This is a genomic window from Sphingomonas sp. FG14, assembly GCF_057809675.1.
Genome location: NZ_JBMDKK010000001.1, coordinates 267,679 through 284,302 on the forward strand (window position 1 = coordinate 267,679; position 16,624 = coordinate 284,302).

The 16,624-nt window shown below is 64.7% G+C and carries 17 protein-coding genes; 12 read left to right on the forward strand and 5 right to left on the reverse strand.

Annotated elements, in window-relative coordinates; all coding sequences use genetic code 11:
- Positions 1-107: 107 nt before the first annotated feature.
- Positions 108-1,151 carry a substrate-binding domain-containing protein gene (locus ACODTA_RS01275; RefSeq protein WP_489063980.1) on the reverse strand — a complete coding sequence of 348 codons (1,044 nt, stop codon included), beginning with the start codon at positions 1,149-1,151 and terminating at the stop codon, positions 108-110.
- Between the two features lie 98 nt (positions 1,152-1,249).
- Entirely contained in the window at positions 1,250-2,455 is a 1,206-nt protein-coding gene (locus ACODTA_RS01280; protein WP_489063982.1) for an ATP-binding protein, read from the reverse strand.
- Between the two features lie 115 nt (positions 2,456-2,570).
- Between ACODTA_RS01280 and ACODTA_RS01285 the strand changes: the two genes are divergently transcribed.
- The 4 genes from ACODTA_RS01285 to ACODTA_RS01300 are packed head-to-tail and all read left to right on the forward strand — an operon-like array spanning position 2,571 to position 5,134.
- Complete coding sequence (locus tag ACODTA_RS01285) at positions 2,571-2,981, forward strand: hypothetical protein (protein ID WP_425517232.1); 411 nt, start codon at positions 2,571-2,573, stop codon at positions 2,979-2,981.
- Positions 2,982-2,991: 10 nt separating this feature from the next.
- The gene (locus ACODTA_RS01290) at positions 2,992-3,267 is read left to right on the forward strand and encodes an HPr-rel-A system PqqD family peptide chaperone (protein ID WP_489063984.1); all 276 of its coding nucleotides are present in this window, start codon (positions 2,992-2,994) and stop codon (positions 3,265-3,267) included.
- The gene (locus tag ACODTA_RS01295; RefSeq protein ID WP_489063985.1) at positions 3,264-4,130 is read left to right on the forward strand and encodes an HprK-related kinase A; all 867 of its coding nucleotides are present in this window, start codon (positions 3,264-3,266) and stop codon (positions 4,128-4,130) included. The genes ACODTA_RS01290 and ACODTA_RS01295 overlap by 4 nt, the downstream gene beginning before the upstream one ends.
- A gap of 17 nt (positions 4,131-4,147) precedes the next feature.
- Entirely contained in the window at positions 4,148-5,134 is a 987-nt protein-coding gene (locus ACODTA_RS01300; protein WP_489065374.1) for a nucleotidyltransferase domain-containing protein, read from the forward strand.
- A gap of 29 nt (positions 5,135-5,163) precedes the next feature.
- On the opposite strand, the gene ACODTA_RS01305 is transcribed toward ACODTA_RS01300, so the two are convergent.
- Complete coding sequence (locus ACODTA_RS01305) at positions 5,164-5,844, reverse strand: HAD-IA family hydrolase (protein ID WP_489063987.1); 681 nt, start codon at positions 5,842-5,844, stop codon at positions 5,164-5,166.
- Positions 5,845-5,920: 76 nt separating this feature from the next.
- On the opposite strand from ACODTA_RS01305, the gene glmU reads away from it, so the two are divergent.
- The 7 genes from glmU (at position 5,921) to ACODTA_RS01340 (ending at position 14,089) form a co-directional block, all read left to right on the forward strand.
- Positions 5,921-7,282, forward strand: a complete 1,362-nt coding sequence (gene glmU, locus ACODTA_RS01310; protein ID WP_489063989.1) for a bifunctional UDP-N-acetylglucosamine diphosphorylase/glucosamine-1-phosphate N-acetyltransferase GlmU — start codon at positions 5,921-5,923, stop codon at positions 7,280-7,282.
- Between the two features lie 51 nt (positions 7,283-7,333).
- Entirely contained in the window at positions 7,334-9,157 is a 1,824-nt protein-coding gene (gene glmS / locus ACODTA_RS01315; RefSeq protein ID WP_489063991.1) for a glutamine--fructose-6-phosphate transaminase (isomerizing), read from the forward strand.
- A 49-nt stretch (positions 9,158-9,206) separates the two neighbouring features.
- Positions 9,207-10,631, forward strand: a complete 1,425-nt coding sequence (locus tag ACODTA_RS01320; protein ID WP_489063993.1) for an amidohydrolase family protein — start codon at positions 9,207-9,209, stop codon at positions 10,629-10,631.
- Between the two features lie 4 nt (positions 10,632-10,635).
- The gene (locus ACODTA_RS01325) at positions 10,636-11,811 is read left to right on the forward strand and encodes a dipeptidase (protein ID WP_489063995.1); all 1,176 of its coding nucleotides are present in this window, start codon (positions 10,636-10,638) and stop codon (positions 11,809-11,811) included.
- A gap of 85 nt (positions 11,812-11,896) precedes the next feature.
- Entirely contained in the window at positions 11,897-12,439 is a 543-nt protein-coding gene (locus ACODTA_RS01330) for an RNA polymerase sigma factor (protein ID WP_489063997.1), read from the forward strand.
- Positions 12,436-13,011, forward strand: coding sequence for a hypothetical protein (locus tag ACODTA_RS01335; protein ID WP_489063999.1), 576 nt, complete (start codon positions 12,436-12,438; stop codon positions 13,009-13,011). Before ACODTA_RS01330 ends, ACODTA_RS01335 begins: the two co-directional genes overlap by 4 nt.
- 727 nt (positions 13,012-13,738) lie before the next feature.
- A complete protein-coding gene (locus ACODTA_RS01340) occupies positions 13,739-14,089 on the forward strand; it encodes a M23 family metallopeptidase (protein ID WP_489065375.1) in 351 nt (116 codons plus the stop codon).
- Between the two features lie 62 nt (positions 14,090-14,151).
- On the opposite strand, the gene ACODTA_RS01345 is transcribed toward ACODTA_RS01340, so the two are convergent.
- Positions 14,152-14,547, reverse strand: a complete 396-nt coding sequence (locus ACODTA_RS01345) for a hypothetical protein (protein WP_489064001.1) — start codon at positions 14,545-14,547, stop codon at positions 14,152-14,154.
- A 154-nt stretch (positions 14,548-14,701) separates the two neighbouring features.
- Here ACODTA_RS01345 and ACODTA_RS01350 point away from each other — a divergent pair, with 154 nt between their 5' ends.
- Entirely contained in the window at positions 14,702-15,490 is a 789-nt protein-coding gene (locus ACODTA_RS01350; protein ID WP_489064003.1) for a helix-turn-helix domain-containing protein, read from the forward strand.
- Here the strand turns inward: ACODTA_RS01350 and ACODTA_RS01355 are convergent.
- Positions 15,487-16,623, reverse strand: coding sequence for an alpha/beta fold hydrolase (locus tag ACODTA_RS01355; RefSeq protein ID WP_489064005.1), 1,137 nt, complete (start codon positions 16,621-16,623; stop codon positions 15,487-15,489). The two genes, ACODTA_RS01350 and ACODTA_RS01355, sit on opposite strands and share 4 nt — an antisense overlap.
- Position 16,624 lies beyond the last annotated feature (1 nt).

The following is a 16,624-nucleotide window of genomic DNA, read 5'->3' on the forward strand; positions in this document are numbered from 1 at the left end:
GGCCGAGCGTGTCGAAGCTCCGTCCTTCTTGCCGAAACCGGAAAGGGGAAAGGACAGTCCTTCGATACGCTCAGGACGAGCGGAGCGGTGACCTGGCACGGTCAGGTTCACTTCAGGTCTTTGCCGTCCATGAACTTGAGCGTACGCGCGGTTTCGGCGTTGGCGGCGCGGACCGCGTCGGGCGACGCGATCAGGCCGCGACGCGCCAGATAGCCATCCGCGTTCCAGGCGTTCGCATATTCGGCGACGAACTCCTTGAGACCCGGCACCGCGCTCAGATGTGCGCCCTTCACATAGATGTACATGGCGCGGGCACCCGGATAGGTGAAGTCGGCGATCGTCTCATAGGTCGGCGCGACGCCGTTGATCTTCACGCCGCGCACCGCGTTCAGATTTTCCTCCAGGAAGCTGTAACCCAGCACGCCGATCGCGGTGGGGTTGGATGTCAGCTTCTGGACGATGAGATTGTCGTTCTCGCCCTGCTCGACATACACCTTGTCCTCGCGGACCTTGGTGCAGATCGTCTTGTGCTTTTCGGAATCACTTTCCTTGAGCGCCTTCATCGCCAGATCGGCATCGCAGCCCTTTTCCATGATCAGTTCGGCGAGCGAGTCGCGCGTGCCTGAGGTGGAGGGCGGGCCGAGCACCTGGATCGCGATCGCGGGCAGCGCCGGATTCACATCCTTCCAGGTCTTGGCGGTTTGCGGCTTGCCATAGGGGGTGGCCGCGATCGCCTTGTAGATATCCTCGACGGTCAGCGCCATCGCCGGGCCGTTATTGGCTTCGATCAGCGCCAGGCCGTCGATGCCGATCTGGATCTCGACGATGTCCTTCACGCCGTTCTTCTGGCAGTCCTCGAACTCGGACTTCTTCATGCGGCGCGAGGCATTCTCGATATCGGGATGCTGGACGCCGACGCCGGCGCAGAACAGCTTCATGCCGGAGCCGGTTCCGGTCGATTCGACGACGGGCGCCTTGAACTGGCTGTTCTTGCTGGCGAACTGCTCGGCGACCGCCTTGGTGAAGGGATAAACGGTCGACGAGCCGACTACCTTGATCTGGTCGCGGCTCGCGCCGGCCGAATCGCCGCCAGCGCCTCCGCAGGCGGCAAGCCCGAGCGGCAGCGCGAAAAGGGCGATTTTCCTGAACATTCGAGTCTCCCGACAGCGTAACAATCTCTGCTGGGCGCGGCCCTAGCAGTGACTCTTGAGGCTTTTGTTGCACATTGATTACGCTTTTGTGACAGCGCTCAGGGTGCTGCGGGCAGAGTCACCGTCACCGTGGTTCCGCTGCCGGGAACGCTGGCGATATCCAGCCGTCCGCGATGGCGCTCGACGATGTGCTTGACGATCGAGAGACCGAGGCCGGTGCCACCCATCGCGCGGCTGCGGCCCGAATCGACGCGGTAGAAGCGCTCAGTCAAGCGCGGGATATGTTTGGGATCGATGCCGTCGCCCTGGTCCTCGACGGTCAGGCGAACCATGCCGCCATCGACGGGGGCGAGGGCGATGTGCACCGGGCTGCCGGCACGGCCATATTTGATCGCGTTGCCGACGATATTGTGGAGGAGTTGCGAAAGCTGCGCGCGATCTCCGGCAATCGGCGGAAGCTCTCCGGCCGTCTCGATCTCGAACGCCCGGTCGCGGCTCGCGGGCTGATCCTGGATCACGCGCGTCACTTCGCCGGTCAGCGCGCGCAGATCGACGGCGTCGTCGGGCGCGCGATGTTTCTCCGCCTCGATCCGCGACAGCGAGATCAGGTCGTCGACCAGCGCTTGCATGCGCTGGGCTTCCTTCATGATCACGCCCAGGAAACGGGTGCGGGTCGCCTCATCGGCGCCGGCCTCTCCGCCCAATGTCTCGGCGAAACCCAGGATCGCGGCGAGCGGCGTGCGCAGTTCATGGCTGGCGTTGGCGACGAAATCGACGCGGATCCGCTCGGCGGCATGCGCCAGGCTGCGATCGATCAGATGGACGAGGCGGCGGCCGTCGGTAAGTTCGGCGACACGCATAAGCCAACGCTGTTCGCGCGTGCCAAGCCCCATCAGTTCGATGCCGCGATCGAGCACGCCATCCAGGGGGCGGGCAAGGTGCTCGGAGGCGGCGGGATGCCGGATCGCGGTGCGCACGTCCTCACCCAATATATGTGCGCCGAGCAGAGTGCGGGCGGCGGTGTTGGCGACGACGATGCGACCATCACGGATCAGCAACAGCGGATCGGTGAGAGCGTCGAGCAATTCGTTGGCGCTCGCACTCGTATTTGGGCCTTCGGCGCTGGAAACCGGCATTTCGGGCGTGGAGGCGCGTGGATAGATGGCGAGCAGGATCGCGCCGATCCCGCCCGTCAGGAAGATCAGCACGGCTTCGAAGGGAGCGCCGAGCAGGAGGCCGACAAGTGCTGCGATCGTGACGATCACCGCGGCGGCGGCGGTCCAGGCCGAGTCGAATGAATTCATCGTGGCGCCCTTATCCCATATATGTGACGCTTATGTGCAGAATCCCGCCGTGGTTAACGGCGTCGCCTTGGGCCGGATTTACGTTTATGCAAGCATGAACGGGTAATGGGGTGCGATGATGGACCAGCCGGACGAGAACAGCGAAACCGCAAAGCCCAACGCGTCGCGGCGCCAGGCATTGATGATCGGCGCGGTCGCGGCCTCCGCCGTGGTGTCGATCCGCCCGGCGCTCGCGCAGACCGCTGGTTCGGTGCTCAATTGCGAGATTCCGGTGCCCGATGCCGCGCGGGCTGGCAATTATATCGCGCCGGACGGCAGCCTGGTTCCCGCCAACACGCCGGGCGCTTTCCCGCCCTCGCCGCGCGCGTTCAAGGGTGAGGAAGTAAAATCCGCGTTCCGCAGCGGCCGTTCGCTGCCCGGCACCGATCCGTCGCGCAGCCAAGCCTATACCAACTATATCCGTCGTCTCCAGCAGGGCCAGAGCGGCTTCACCTGCTACGCCTCGCTGCAGAATCCGCGGCGCTGATCTTTCCGCCATGGGCATCGTCTACCGGGCGGATCCGCCGTCGGCGCGGTGCCTGGTGGCGCTCGATGCGCTCGATCTGATCTATCATCGTCCTTCGGGCATGACGCATATCGTGTCCGAACCGGTGCCCCAGATCCTCGACGTGCTCACGGATGGACCGGCCGATGCTGAAGCGATTGTCGCGCGGCTTCTGGAGCAGCATGACTTCGATCCCGAAGGCGCGGTGGAGGCGGTCGACGCCCGGCTCGCCGAACTCGAAGCGATCGGGCTGGTCGAGCGAGCATGAGATATCGCTTCGACGTCCGTATAGGCCCCGTCGGCTTCCGTGTCGGTTCCGCCTGGCCACAGCCGATCGCCGCGTTGCGCAACCTTTATGCCGGTTATCCCGAGCCTGACGACTGCATCGCGGACTTCACCGTCCGGCTCGAACCCGAACGGCCCTGGCGCCGCTATCTGCGTCCCTCGGTCGCGATCCACGGCGATTTCACATTGCCCGACGCGGCACCGCTGCCGCTCGCGCAAGGGTTGCTCGCGGCGGAGATGGGAATGAACCTGCAGATGGCGCTGGGTCAGCGGCGCTATCTGTTGCTTCATGCCTCGGTCGTCGAGCGCGGTGGTCGCGCGCTGCTGATGACTGGCCATTCCGGTGCCGGCAAGTCGACTCTCGCTGCCTTGTTGGGTGAACGCGGCTGGCGGTTCATGGGCGACGAGTTCGCGCTGCTTGATCCCGGGACGGGGTTGCTCCACGCCTTTCCCAGGTTGGTGAGTCTGAAGAATGCCGCGATCGACGCGATGACCGCCGAGGTCGCTCCCGACCGTTTCGGACCTCTGCTGACAGGAACACCCAAGGGCGCGATCCGGCACCTGCGGCCGAACGCGGCGGCGTTGTCGGCAATGGACGCTCCGGCAAAGCCAGCCCTCATACTGTTCCCCCGTTACGGTTTTGACGCTGCCGATCGGCCGGTCGGCGCGAGCGAAGCGTTCGTGCGGCTGACCCAGGCATCGACCAATTATGTCGCGATGGGCGAACCCGCTTTCGACGCGCTCGCCGCATTGGTGCGAGACGTGCCGGGCCGGGCGATCGATTATCCCGATACGGAGGGGGCGGTCACGCTCGTTGAACGGCTCTGGACGGAGACGCTGGCGTGAAGGCGCTCGCCGATGCCATGCGTGAACCCGCGACCACCGCCACGCTCGATGCGGAGGGGTGGACTTCATTGTTCGCGGCGGCGCGCGCCGAACAGATGATCGGCAGTCTGGCGTTCCGGCTGGAAGCACAGCCCATGCCCGAAGCCGCATCGCGCATCCTCGCCGATGCGCGCGCGTCCGCCGAACAATGGCGCCGATCAGCGCTCTGGGAAGCCGAGATGGCGCGTCGAGCGCTCGCACCGCTCGGCCTGCCGGTGGTGCTGATGAAGGGAACGGCCTATGCCGCCGCTGGCATGGGTGCGGGGGCAGGGCGCTCGATCGGCGATCTCGATATCATGGTGCCGCGCGACGCGCTGAAGGCGGCGGAGACGGCGCTGATCGCGGCGGGCTGGGAATGGGTGAAGCCCGATCCCTATGACGACGCTTATTATCGCGATCACATGCACGAGCTGCCGCCGCTCATCCATCGCGAGCGCGACCGGATGATCGATGTGCATCACACGACATTGCCGCTGACCGCGCGGATCACTCCCGATGCAACGGCGATGCTGGCGGACAGTGTGGTGCTGGATGATGGGCTGCGCATCATGGCCCCCGAAGACATGGTGCTGCACGGCGTCGCGCACCTGTTCGCCGATGGCGATCTTGCTGGCGGCCTGCGCAATCTGTGGGATCAGGACCGGTTGCTGCGCGAGCTGGGGGCTGCGGCAGGATTCTGGGATCGACTGCGCGCGCGGGCGCGGCTGCATGGGCTCGAATGGCATCTGGCGCTGACCTTGCGGCTGACGCGGCACCTATACGCGACGCCGGTTGACCCCGCGCTGGCCGGCCGCGCGGGCCTGTTCGATCGCTGGTTTGTGCGGCGCCTTCTCGCGCGCGACGGTTGGGGACGCCAGACGCGCAAATTCACGCAACTCGCTTTCTATATTCGTTCGCACTGGCTGCGCATGCCGCCGCTGATGCTGGCGCGGCACCTCTGGACCAAGTGGCGGAAGGCAGCTTAGCCTCTGCGCCTCAAGGGAGGGGCGCGTCCTTATAGCGCTCGCAATGTCGGGATCAGATCCTCATAGCGATCGATGATCGCATCGGCACCTAGGCCCTCCGCCGGGCCGCCGAGAAAACCGAAGCGGACCACCACGCTGGGCACACCGGCATTTTTCGCCGCCATGACGTCGTAGATCGAATCGCCGACAAAGGCTGCCCGGCCGCCGCCACCGCGCCTGATCATCTCGTGGATCGGCGCGGCGGAGGGCTTGGCGTTGCCCTTGCCCATGGTGTCGCCGCCGATCAGCGTGAAGAAGCGATCGCGCAGGCCAAGCTCGGTGAGCAGCTTGTTCGCCAGGTGCTCGAACTTGTTGGTGCAGACGGCGAGTTTGACGCCCATCGCATCGAGCGCGTCGAGCGTCTCGGCCATGGCGGGAAAGGGAACGCTCTCCGCCGAGATATTGGCTTCATAATGATCGAGCAGCGCCCGGTAGAGTTCGGCCATCTCCTTCGGTTCGCAACCGCCCGTCGCCGTCAGCCCATGCTCCAGCATCCGTTTCGCACCCCCACCGATCATCGGGCGCACCGCCGCCACGTCGAGCAGCGGTCGTCCGGCGAGGGCGAGGGCGTGATTGACCGCGCCGGTCAAGTCCGCGCTGGTGTCGAGCAGGGTGCCGTCCAGATCGAAACCGACGAGCTGAAAGGGAAAAGGGGCGAGACTGTCGTGCATGACGCGTCCCATGCCCCGGACGCTATGGAAATGGCAAGATTTCCGTGGCAAGTGCGGGCGCGACAAGGGAGCATCCATGAGCGCGACACCCGCTGAAAACCTGGCAGCCGTCATTCTTGCAGCGGGCCAGGGAACCCGGATGAAATCCGATATCCATAAGGTGCTTCATCCGATCGCCGGGCGGCCGATGCTGCACCATCTGCTGGCCAGCGTGAACACGCTGGCGCCGAAGCGGACGGTGGTGGTAGTCGGTGCCGGGCGCGAGCAGATCGAGGCGTCGCTGGCCGGCGCCGGCGTGGATTTCGCCGTCCAGTCCGAACAGCTCGGAACCGGGCATGCCGTCCGTCAGGCTGAGGAGGCGCTGTCGGGTTTCGACGGCGATGTGCTGATCCTTTACGGTGACGTGCCGCTGGTCGGCGAAGCGACGATGCGCGGCATGATCGCGCGGCTGAACGCCGATGACCGCCCCGTCGCGGTGGTGCTGGCCTTCCGGCCCGATAATGCCGCCGCTTATGGCCGGATCGTCACCGAAGGCGACGGCAGCATCGCCAAGATGGTCGAATATAAGGATGCGACGCCGGAAGAGCGCGCGATCGACCTGTGCAATTCGGGGCTGATGGCGGTGCGCGCGCGCGATCTGTTCGATCTGCTCGGCCGCATCGGCAACGACAATGCGGCGGGCGAATATTATCTGCCCGATATCGTGATGCTCGCGCTCGCCGAAGGGCGGCGGAGCGCGGTGGTGGAGGCCGATCCCTGGGAAGTGGCGGGGGTCAACAGCCGCGCCGAACTGGCGGCTGTGGAGAATGAATGGCAGCAACGTCGTCGTGCGCGCGCCATGGCGGAGGGAGCGACGCTGATCGCGCCGGAAACCGTGTGGTTCGCGCATGATACGGTGTTGGGGCGCGACGTGACGGTCGAACCCAATGTGTTCTTCGGCCCCGGCGTTGCCGTGGCAGATCGGGTCGCCATTCGCGGCTTCAGCCATATCGAGGGCGCGACGATCGGTGTCGGCGCCGAAGTCGGCCCCTATGCGCGGCTCCGCCCCGGCGCGGTGCTGGGCGAGAAATCGAAGATCGGCAATTTCGTCGAGATGAAGAAGGCGGTGCTCGGACCGGGCGCCAAGGCCAATCACCTGACCTATCTGGGCGATGCCGAGGTGGGGGCCGGCGCCAATATCGGCGCGGGCACGATCACCTGCAATTATGACGGCTATTTCAAATATCGCACCGAGATCGGCGAGGGTGCCTTCATCGGATCGAACAGCGCGCTGGTGGCGCCCCTCCGGATCGGCGCGGGCGCGATCGTCGGCGCAGGATCGGTGATCACGCGCGACGTGGAAGCGGACGCGCTCGCGGTGGCGCGTGGCCAGCAGGAAGCGAAGCCGGGCCGCGCGAAACGCTTTCGCGAGGTGATGAGCGCGAAGAAGAACAAATAGCCGTCAATCCCCCTCCTGCAAGCGGGAGGAGAGAATGGAGTAGAAGCGAGTATGTGCGGAATCATCGGAATCCTGGGCAAGTACGACGTCGCCGACCGTCTGGTCGACGGGCTGAAGCGCCTGGAATATCGCGGTTATGATTCCGCCGGCATTTGCACCGTATATGATGGTCAATTGATCCGCCGCCGCGCCGAGGGCAAACTGGAAAATCTGGCGCGCGTGCTGGCGGCGGATCCGGCGCCCGGCACCAGCGGTATCGCGCATACCCGCTGGGCGACGCATGGCGCACCGACCACCGACAACGCCCATCCTCATATCGCGGGCGACGTGGTGATCGTTCACAACGGCATCATCGAGAATTTCAAGCCGCTACGCGAGGAATTGCTGGCTGAAGGGCGGGTGTTCCTGAGCCAGACCGATACCGAGATCGTCGCGCATCTGATCGCGCGCGAAGTTGAACGTGGCGCCGCGCCGCGCGATGCGGTCGCGGCGGTGCTGCCGCGTCTTCATGGTGCCTTCGCGCTCGGCGTGATGTTCCGCACGGAGCCCGATCTGCTGATCGGCGCGCGCCTGGGGGCCCCGCTGACCGTGGGTTATGGCGATGGTGAGAATTATCTGGGGTCCGACGCGCACGCGCTGGCCGCGCTGACCCAGCGCATCGCCTATCTGGACGAGGGCGACTGGGTGGCGATCACGCGCTCGGGCGTCGAGATCTTCGATCGCGAGAACCGGCCGGTCGAGCGGCCGATCGTCCATTCGGGTGCATCCGCCGCGCTGATCGACAAGGGCAATCACCGCCACTTCATGCAGAAGGAAATCTACGAGCAGCCCGTCGTTGTGGCGCAGACGCTGCAAAGTTATCTCCGCCCGATCGAACAGATGGTCGCCTTGCCTGACATGGATTTCGACCTGGGGACGATCGAGCGCGTCGCGATCGTCGCCTGCGGCACCGCATCCTATGTCGGCATGATCGGCAAATACTGGATCGAGCGTTTCGCGCGCATCCCGGTCGAAGTCGATGTCGCGTCCGAATTCCGCTACCGCGATCCCGTATTGCTGCCCAACACGCTGGGCGTGGTCGTCTCGCAATCGGGCGAGACCGCCGACACGCTGGCGGCGCTGCGACATATGAAGGCGAACGGCGTCACCACCGCCGGTATCATCAACGTGCCGACCAGTTCGATGGCGCGCGAGGTTGATCTGTTGCTGCCCACTCATGCCGGGCCGGAGATCGGCGTGGCATCGACCAAGGCGTTCACCTGCCAACTCGCGGTTATGGCGGCCCTTTCGGTCAATCTGGCGCGTGCGACGGGCAAGCTTTCAGCCGAGGAGGAAAGCGAAATCGTCCGCCATCTCGTCGAGGCACCTGCGGCGATAAACGCCGCGCTCGCGCATGACGACGAGATCCAGGCCATGGCCGGCACCATCGCCGGTGCCCGCGACGTGCTGTATCTGGGGCGTGGGCCGGACTATCCGCTCGCGCTTGAAGGTGCGCTGAAGCTCAAGGAAATCAGCTATATCCATGCCGAAGGCTATGCCTCGGGTGAAATGAAGCACGGCCCGATCGCATTGATCGATGACAATGTGCCGCTGATCGTTCTCGCGCCGTCCGGTCCGCTGTTTGACAAGACGGTTTCGAATATGCAGGAAGCGCAGGCGCGGGGTGCGCAGGTGGTGTTGATCTCCGACGCCGACGGGCTGGCCCAGGCCGGCGATGATGCGGTCGCGACGATCGAGATGCCCAAGGTGCATCCGCTGATCGCGCCGATCGTCTATGCCGTGCCGGTGCAGTTGCTCGCTTATCATGTCGCGGTCGCCAAGGGCACCGACGTCGATCAGCCGCGCAACCTGGCGAAATCGGTAACGGTGGAGTGACGGCGGCGGGCCTCGCGATAAGGATTGATCGGCGGCTCGAATAACCGATATGCCTGAACCGTTGGCGGTCTCTGATCGGGATCGGATCAAGGGGGACATGGCGTTGCGGACGATCGGCTTGGCGCTCCTGATGATGGCCGCGACGGCGCAAGCACAGGGGCCGGGCAATGGGTGGCAGGATGCACCTGCGGCAAGAGTGTCGGAGAAACCGGAGTCGGCGCCGAAACGACTGACATTGTTCCGTGGTGCGGTGCTGATTGACGGCAATGGCGGCGTGGCGCGGCCCAATATGTCGATCCTGGTTGAAGGCGACCGGATCAAGGCGGTGATGCCCGATGCGGAGGTTGCGCGGTACACCGGTGATATCGTCGATGCCTCGCGGCTCTACGTCCTGCCCGGACTGATCGACACGCACGAACATCTCGCCACTTCGCCCGATCGCAACTGGGCCGAAGCGCAGATGAAGCGCGATCTGTACGGCGGAATCACGGCGGTGCGCGACATGGCAGGCGATGTGCGCGCGCTTGGCGAATTGTCACGCGCGTCGCTGCTCGGCGAGATTGCGGGACCGGATATCTATTATGCTACGCTGATGGCGGGGCCGAGCTTCTTTGACGATCCGCGCACCATCGCGGCGGCGCAGGGCGCTAAGCCGGGCGCAACGGCCTGGATGCAGGCGGTGGACGATCGGACGGATATGGCGCTGGCGGTCGCGCGAGCGCGCGGCACTGGCGCGACGGGGCTCAAGATCTACGCGAACCTGTCGGGAGACATGGTCCGGAAGATCACCGAAGAGGCGCATCGCCAGGGCTTTCCGGTCTGGGCTCACAGCCAGGTCTCGCCCGCAACGCCGGCAGAGGTGGTCGCGGCCGGCCCTGACGTGATCTCGCATATGTGCGCATTCGGCTGGCAGGCCTCGGCGCGCCGACCGCAAAGTTATCGCGATCGTGTGCCCGTCGACCCCACGCCTTTCGCGAAAGGCGACAATGCCGGGATGGCAGCGCTGTTTCGCGAGATGAAGCGGAAGGGGATCGTGATGGATGCGACGCTCCGCGTCTATGTCGAAGGCGACAAACGGGCGGCGGAGACTGGTAAACCATCCTATTGCCCGGCCGATATCGCGTATCGGCTGACGAACCAGGCGTGGCGCGAGGGCGTGATGATCTCGGCCGGCACCGATGGGATGACCGACGCCAAAGATGCCTATTCCGCGTTGCACGAGGAACTGGAGTTGCTGTCCGACAAGGCGGGGTTGCCGCCTATGGACGTGATCCGCGCAGCGACCTCGATCGCGGCGCGGACGATCGCGCAGGAAAAGGAGATGGGCAGCGTCGAGCCCGGCAAGCTCGCCAATCTCGTCTTCGTGGCGAAGGATCCTTTGCAGGACGTTTCGAACCTCCGCAGCGTCGTCTTCACCGTCAAGCGCGGCACGGTCTATCGTCGCGAGGATTACAAGTCGGGCATGGGGCAATAGGGTCATGACGAAGACGCGCGAAACCGCAGCCGCCCTTCTTGATCGCCGCAGCATGCTCTCCATGATCGGGGCGGGCGCCGTCACCGCACCGCTGGCGTCTGTGTCGGCGCGAACGCCCAAGCGGCCGCTCGGACGGTGGCGCGATGCTGTCATTGTCAATGCGCTTGGCGGATTGTCCAATCCGAATGTGGAGAACGACGGCGGGATCGATCCGGTCCGTCGCATCGATGCCCGCACCATCGCCGATGCCCGCGCCTCCGGGCTGAGCGCGGTCAATGTGACGATGGGCTATGTTTCGGGCGGGATGGAGCCCTTCGAATATAGCGTGCGCACCATCGCCGGGTGGGACCGGCTGATCCGAGACCATCCCGCGGATCTGGTGAAGATCCTGGGTGTGAGGGATATCGTTAGTGCCAAGGCGGAGAGCCGGATCGGCATCATCTACGGTTTCCAGAATGCGGTGATGATGGGCGACAAGGCCGACCGGGCCGATATCTTCGCCGATCTGGGCGTCCGGATCATCCAACTCACCTATAATCCCGCGAATACGATCGGCGACGGTTCGATGGCGCGCGAGAATCGCGGGCTCACCCCCTTCGGCCGCGCCGTGGTGGAGCGGCTGAACGCCAATCGCGTGATGGTGGACCTGTCGCACAGCGGCGAACGAACCTGTCTGGAAGCGGCGCGCGCATCGAAACAGCCGATCTCGATCAATCACACCGGTTGTCGTGCGCTGACCGATCTGCCGCGCAACAAGACCGATGCCGAGCTTCGGCTGGTCGCCGAGCGTGGCGGCTTTGTTGGTATCTATTTCATGCCGTTCCTCAACATCAGCGGGCATGCCAGCGCTGAGGACGTCGTCGCGCATATCGAGCATGCGGTGAACGTCTGCGGAGAGGATCATGTCGGCATCGGCACAGACGGCGGCACGACCCAGATCGACGACATGATCGCCTATAAGTCGCGATTGGCGCAGGAGGTCGAGCGCCGCCGCGCGGCCGGCATCGGCGCCACCGGCGAACGGCCGGACACGTTCCCGTTCGTGATCGACCTGCGTGGCCCCAACCAGTTCCGCGACCTGGCCGACCGGTTGCGCAAGCGCGGCCATTCGACCGCGCGGATCGAGAAGATCCTAGGGCAGAATTTCCTGCGCTACGGCAGGGAGATCTGGGGCAGCTAAGCATTGCTCCCGGCTAAAAATAAATCCGTAAGAAGCGCCGTGGCCTTGCGACTGCTATAGTCGAGCAGGACGCAGGAGCGTGAGGATGACGGGGCCGAACGCCCGGCAATGCGGTGAGCAGGATGCGCTTTATGCGGAGGTGTCGCGTACGCATGGCCGCATGATCGCGCGCCTGTGCGCGGGCTATGAAGCCGAGCCGGGCTTGCGTGAGGACCTGCAGCAGGAAATGCATTTGCAGCTCTGGCGCAGCTTCGCCATCTATGTCGGCCAATGCAGCCTGACGACCTGGATCCACCGGGTCGCGCACAATGTTGGCGCACGCCATGTCGACAAGGCCGTACGCGGCAAGCGGATCGAAGTGCTGGCCGATCTCGACGGCATGGACTTTGCCGACGATCGCGCTGATCCGGAGGCGCAGGCTGATGCGGCGGTGACGCTCGACCGGCTTTACGCGCTGATCTGGCGATTGCGGCCGATCGATCGGCAGTTGCTGCTGCTTCATCTCGAAGAGGTGGATGCAGCGGACTCCGCCGAGATCACCGGGCTGACCCCCGGCGCGGTCGCGACGCGCATCCATCGCATCAAGGCATTGCTCGCAAAGGATTTTGCGAAAGGAGATTTGTCATGACGGGCAAGGAACCCGACGCCCCCACGACGATGTGGAAGCAGCAATCCGTGCAGCCGCATATCCTGACTCCACAGGATATCCGCGCCCGCATCGATCGTCTCGACGGCCGTATCCGCAGGCGCAATCGCATCGAATATATCGCTGGTGGACTGACGTTCACGGTGTTTGCGGTGTTCGCCGTTCGCCAGATCGTGCGAGGCATCTTCGATGTGGAGACATTGGGCGCGATATTGCTTCTGTTTGGCGTGATGACGGTGGTCTGGCAGTTGCACCGGCGCACCGGTCCGGTGGCGATCGACGGAGCTCGGCCCAGCATCGAAATCTATCGCATCGAACTGCGACGCCAGCGCGATGCGCTGGCGTCGGTTTGGCTCTGGTATGTCGCACCGTGCGTGCCCGGTCTCGTGACGATGTATGTTGCCGTGTTGCTCAAGACGGAAGCGAGGAACTGGCCGTTCGTCGGGGCGGTGGGGGTGATGCAGATCGCCTTCGTGACCTGGATCATCCATATCAATCGCCGGGCCGCTCGCATTCTCGACGCTGAACTGGATGCCCAGATCGGGTCGCGCTGATCCACCAGCCTTTCGCTTTCCACAAGCCATACGACAGATGTCCGGTGGAATGCCGGCAAGAGTAGGAGAATGACCATGCGATTTCCCGGCAAGACCGTGGCCGCGCTGACGATGGCGGCCGCTGCCGCCACCACGGCCTATGCGGGAGGAAAGGGTGAGGATGCGATCATCCAACGCGGGCGTGCCCTGTCCGACTGGACATCCGCCGAGAGTGTCGCGGCGCTGACCAAGGCGGCGACTCCCGGGCTCCGTTCCACCATCGAATCCGCCGGCGGTGCGACGGCGTTCGCCGAAGCGATCAAGGGACAAATGGGTGTCCAGACCAAGGTTCTCGACGAGATCGCCATGAAGTTGAACGGCTACATCTTCTATCAGCGGCTGGCGGCGCATGAGCGGCTCCCCACGGGCGCAACGACGGTCATATGGGATGAAAAGGGCGAAGTGGTCTCCGCGGTGATCCAGCCGGCGCCACCGCCTCTGCCAGCCGCTGGATCCGGCGTACCGGTGCGGTTGCCCTTTGCCAAATCGGCGAAGGGGGACTGGCTAACCGTCTGGGGCGGGCGCAATGTGGTGCGCAACTATCACATGATCGCGCCAGCCCAGACCTACGCCTTCGATTTGCTGGTGGCGCGCGACGGACGGACCTTCGACGGCCCCTCGGATAAGCTTTCTTCATATTTGGGGAGAGCCCGTATTGGCCGCCGCCGACGGCATCGTATCCGAAGCGGTGGACGGTCTTGCCGATATGCCGGTGGGGCGGATGGATTCGAAGCATGTAGCGGGAAACCATGTCATCATCCGACACGGCGAGAAGCAATATTCGCTTGTTGCGCATCTCCAGAACGGATCGACCAAGGTGAAGAAGGGTGATGCGGTGAAATCCGGTCAGCCGATCGGGCTGTGTGGCAACAGCGGCAACACATCCGAGCCGCATGTCCATTTTCACCTCCAGACCGGGCCGACCTTCGATGACGGTGGGCAGGGGCTGCCCGCCGCCTTTCGAGACATGACCGTCGATGGCCGCCCGTCCCGCGATGGGGAGCCGGTGCGCGGACAGGTGATCATGCCCGTGCGCTGATATGCCAAAAGGGGCGCATCCGGCGGATGTGCCCCTTTTTCACGCGGGTGGCATGCACGCCGCTAGGCGGCGACCATGTCGCGCCCGTGTGGCGCATGGCGGAGCTCCAGCCAGGCCAGGATCGCGACAACCAGTGCCTGGGCCGCCACGAATATGATGCCGAAGGCCGTCGGGGTGGCCAGCACGAGCACCGCGACGCTGGCCGCGACCCAGCCGGCATTGCCGATTACGGCAAGCATCACCAATGGACGGCTGAGCTGTGGCGTGCGCGCCATCCAGGCGAACAGTCCGGCGACGGGGAACAGGCTGCACCCGGCGACAAGCAGCAGGAGCTGGTGCAATCCGGTCGGTCCGGAGAGCAGTTCGGCGCCGAACGCCATCGCGGCGCCGGCCGCCAGGCAGGTTAGCGCGTCGAAGGACAGGATTTTCCGGACGATGCGGGTGTCGGTGTGGGTCATGATGAAACTCCTGATGCAAAGCGGTTGAATGCATGTCGGTTGACGAGCGGAGGTTTCGTCGATCCAGGTAGTCGCGTCGATTACCTGGCAGGTAATGTCGACTGAACAGCCATCGCGTTATTCGCTGGACGCTGTTCAAGTACGGAGGATTGCGATGATGGTCGCGGTACGGGGCGTTGGGGATCATTTGCGCGAATGGCGGCAGAAGCGGCGGATGAGCCAACTCGATCTTGCGCTCGACGCCGAAATCTCGACGCGGCATCTGAGCTTTCTCGAAACCGGGCGTGCGCGGCCCAGTCGCGAAATGATCCTGCGCCTCGCCGAGCAGCTCGAAATGCCGCTACGCGATCGCAACGCGATGCTCACGGCTGCCGGTTTTGCGCCGCTGTTCGGGGAGCGCTCGCTCGACGATCCCGACATGGCGGGCGCCCGCCGCGCGATCGACCTGATTCTGGCGGCGCACGAACCCTGGCCGGCATTGGTTGTCGACCGGCGCTGGGACCTCGTCGCGGCCAATCGCGGCATCGCGGCGATGCTTGCGGGGATTCCGTCCGAACTGCTCGGTCCCCCCGCCAACGCGATGCGACTGGCGTTGCATCCGCAGGGATTCGCGCCGCGCATCGTCAATTTCGCGGAATGGCGGCATCACCTGATTGAGCGCTTGCGCGAGCAGGCACGCGCATCAATCGATGGCGCGCTCGATCCACTCCTGGCCGAACTCGAATCCTATCCGGTGCCACCCATGCCCGATGCGCGGCCGCAGGATCTGGGGGGCATCGCGGTGCCAATGAAGCTGATGGTCGGCGATCACGTGCTGAGCTTCCTCAGCACCACCACCGTGTTCGGCACCGCGCAGGACGTCACCCTGGCCGAGCTGACGCTCGAAACCTTCTTCCCTGCCGATGAAGAAACAGCGGAGCTCATGCGTCTAGCTGTGGCCTAGGGCACATCCTGCATGACCGCTCGGCGGCGGGTCTTGCTCTTCGCCGCCAATGGCCGAGCCCGCTCGAGCAGGGCCGAGAGCACATGGCCAGGCTCCTCGATCATCGGCAGATGCGCGGAATGTTCCATCCAGACGATCGATTTCTTCGGCGCGCGAAGCCTATCCATCCATTGGGCGGTGATCGTTGAAGGCGTCGTGTAGTCCTGGCGGCCGAGCAGCATCAGCACGGGCACGTCCAGCCGATCGAGCTTCGCGAAGCTGACGTCTGCAAGCTGCGGAAACATGGTCGTGATCGTGAAGGCGCTGCCATCGTCCCAGGCCTTGCGATCGGCGGGCGTATATTCGGGCGAGAGGCGTGGCGCGCGGAAATAGAAATCGGCATTGTCGCGACCGGCGGCGAGCGCGCCATAATGGACGGACCATTTGCGCTCGGTCGTCATCTTCGCGATGTCGAATGCGCCGGGGCCGGGATAGGGGCGGATCGCCTCGAGCTCGCGCACCGCCTCGGTATTGCCCGTTTCCCTGGCGCGCTTGAGCGTCCATTCGTAGCCGACGCGTTCATTCTCGCGGAAATCGATCACCTGGCCCATGCCGATATAGGCGTGGAGCAGGTCGGGCCGCTTCACCGCGACGCTCAGGCCGACGATGGAGCCCCAGCTATGCCCCATCAGGAAGACCTTGCGTTGGCCATATTTGCGCAGCAGCAGTTCGATCAGCTCGATCGTATCGTCGCGATAGCGATCGGGCTTGAGCGTTGGCGCGATCGCCTTGGGATCGTTGAGCGGGAAGGAGCGGCCGGCGCCGCGCTGGTCCCATTGCACCACGGTGAAGAAGTCCTCCCATGGCCGCTGGAACGACCAGGCGATCGGCATCTCGACCGCGCCGGGGCCGCCATGGACGAACAGCAGGATCGGATTCGCCCGATCGGCGCCGCGCACATTCACCACCTGGCGCGCGCCGCCCAGCACGGCTTCGAAGGTCTCCTGCACGCCATTGGGCGTGACGATCCGGTTGATATCGGCAACCACGGCGCGGCCGGGGGCATAGATATCGTCGGTGGGTGCCGTTGGTGTCTGCGCCGTCGCGGAAGCGGCGGCGGCGAGAAGCGGGAACGCTGTCAGGAAACGGAACATC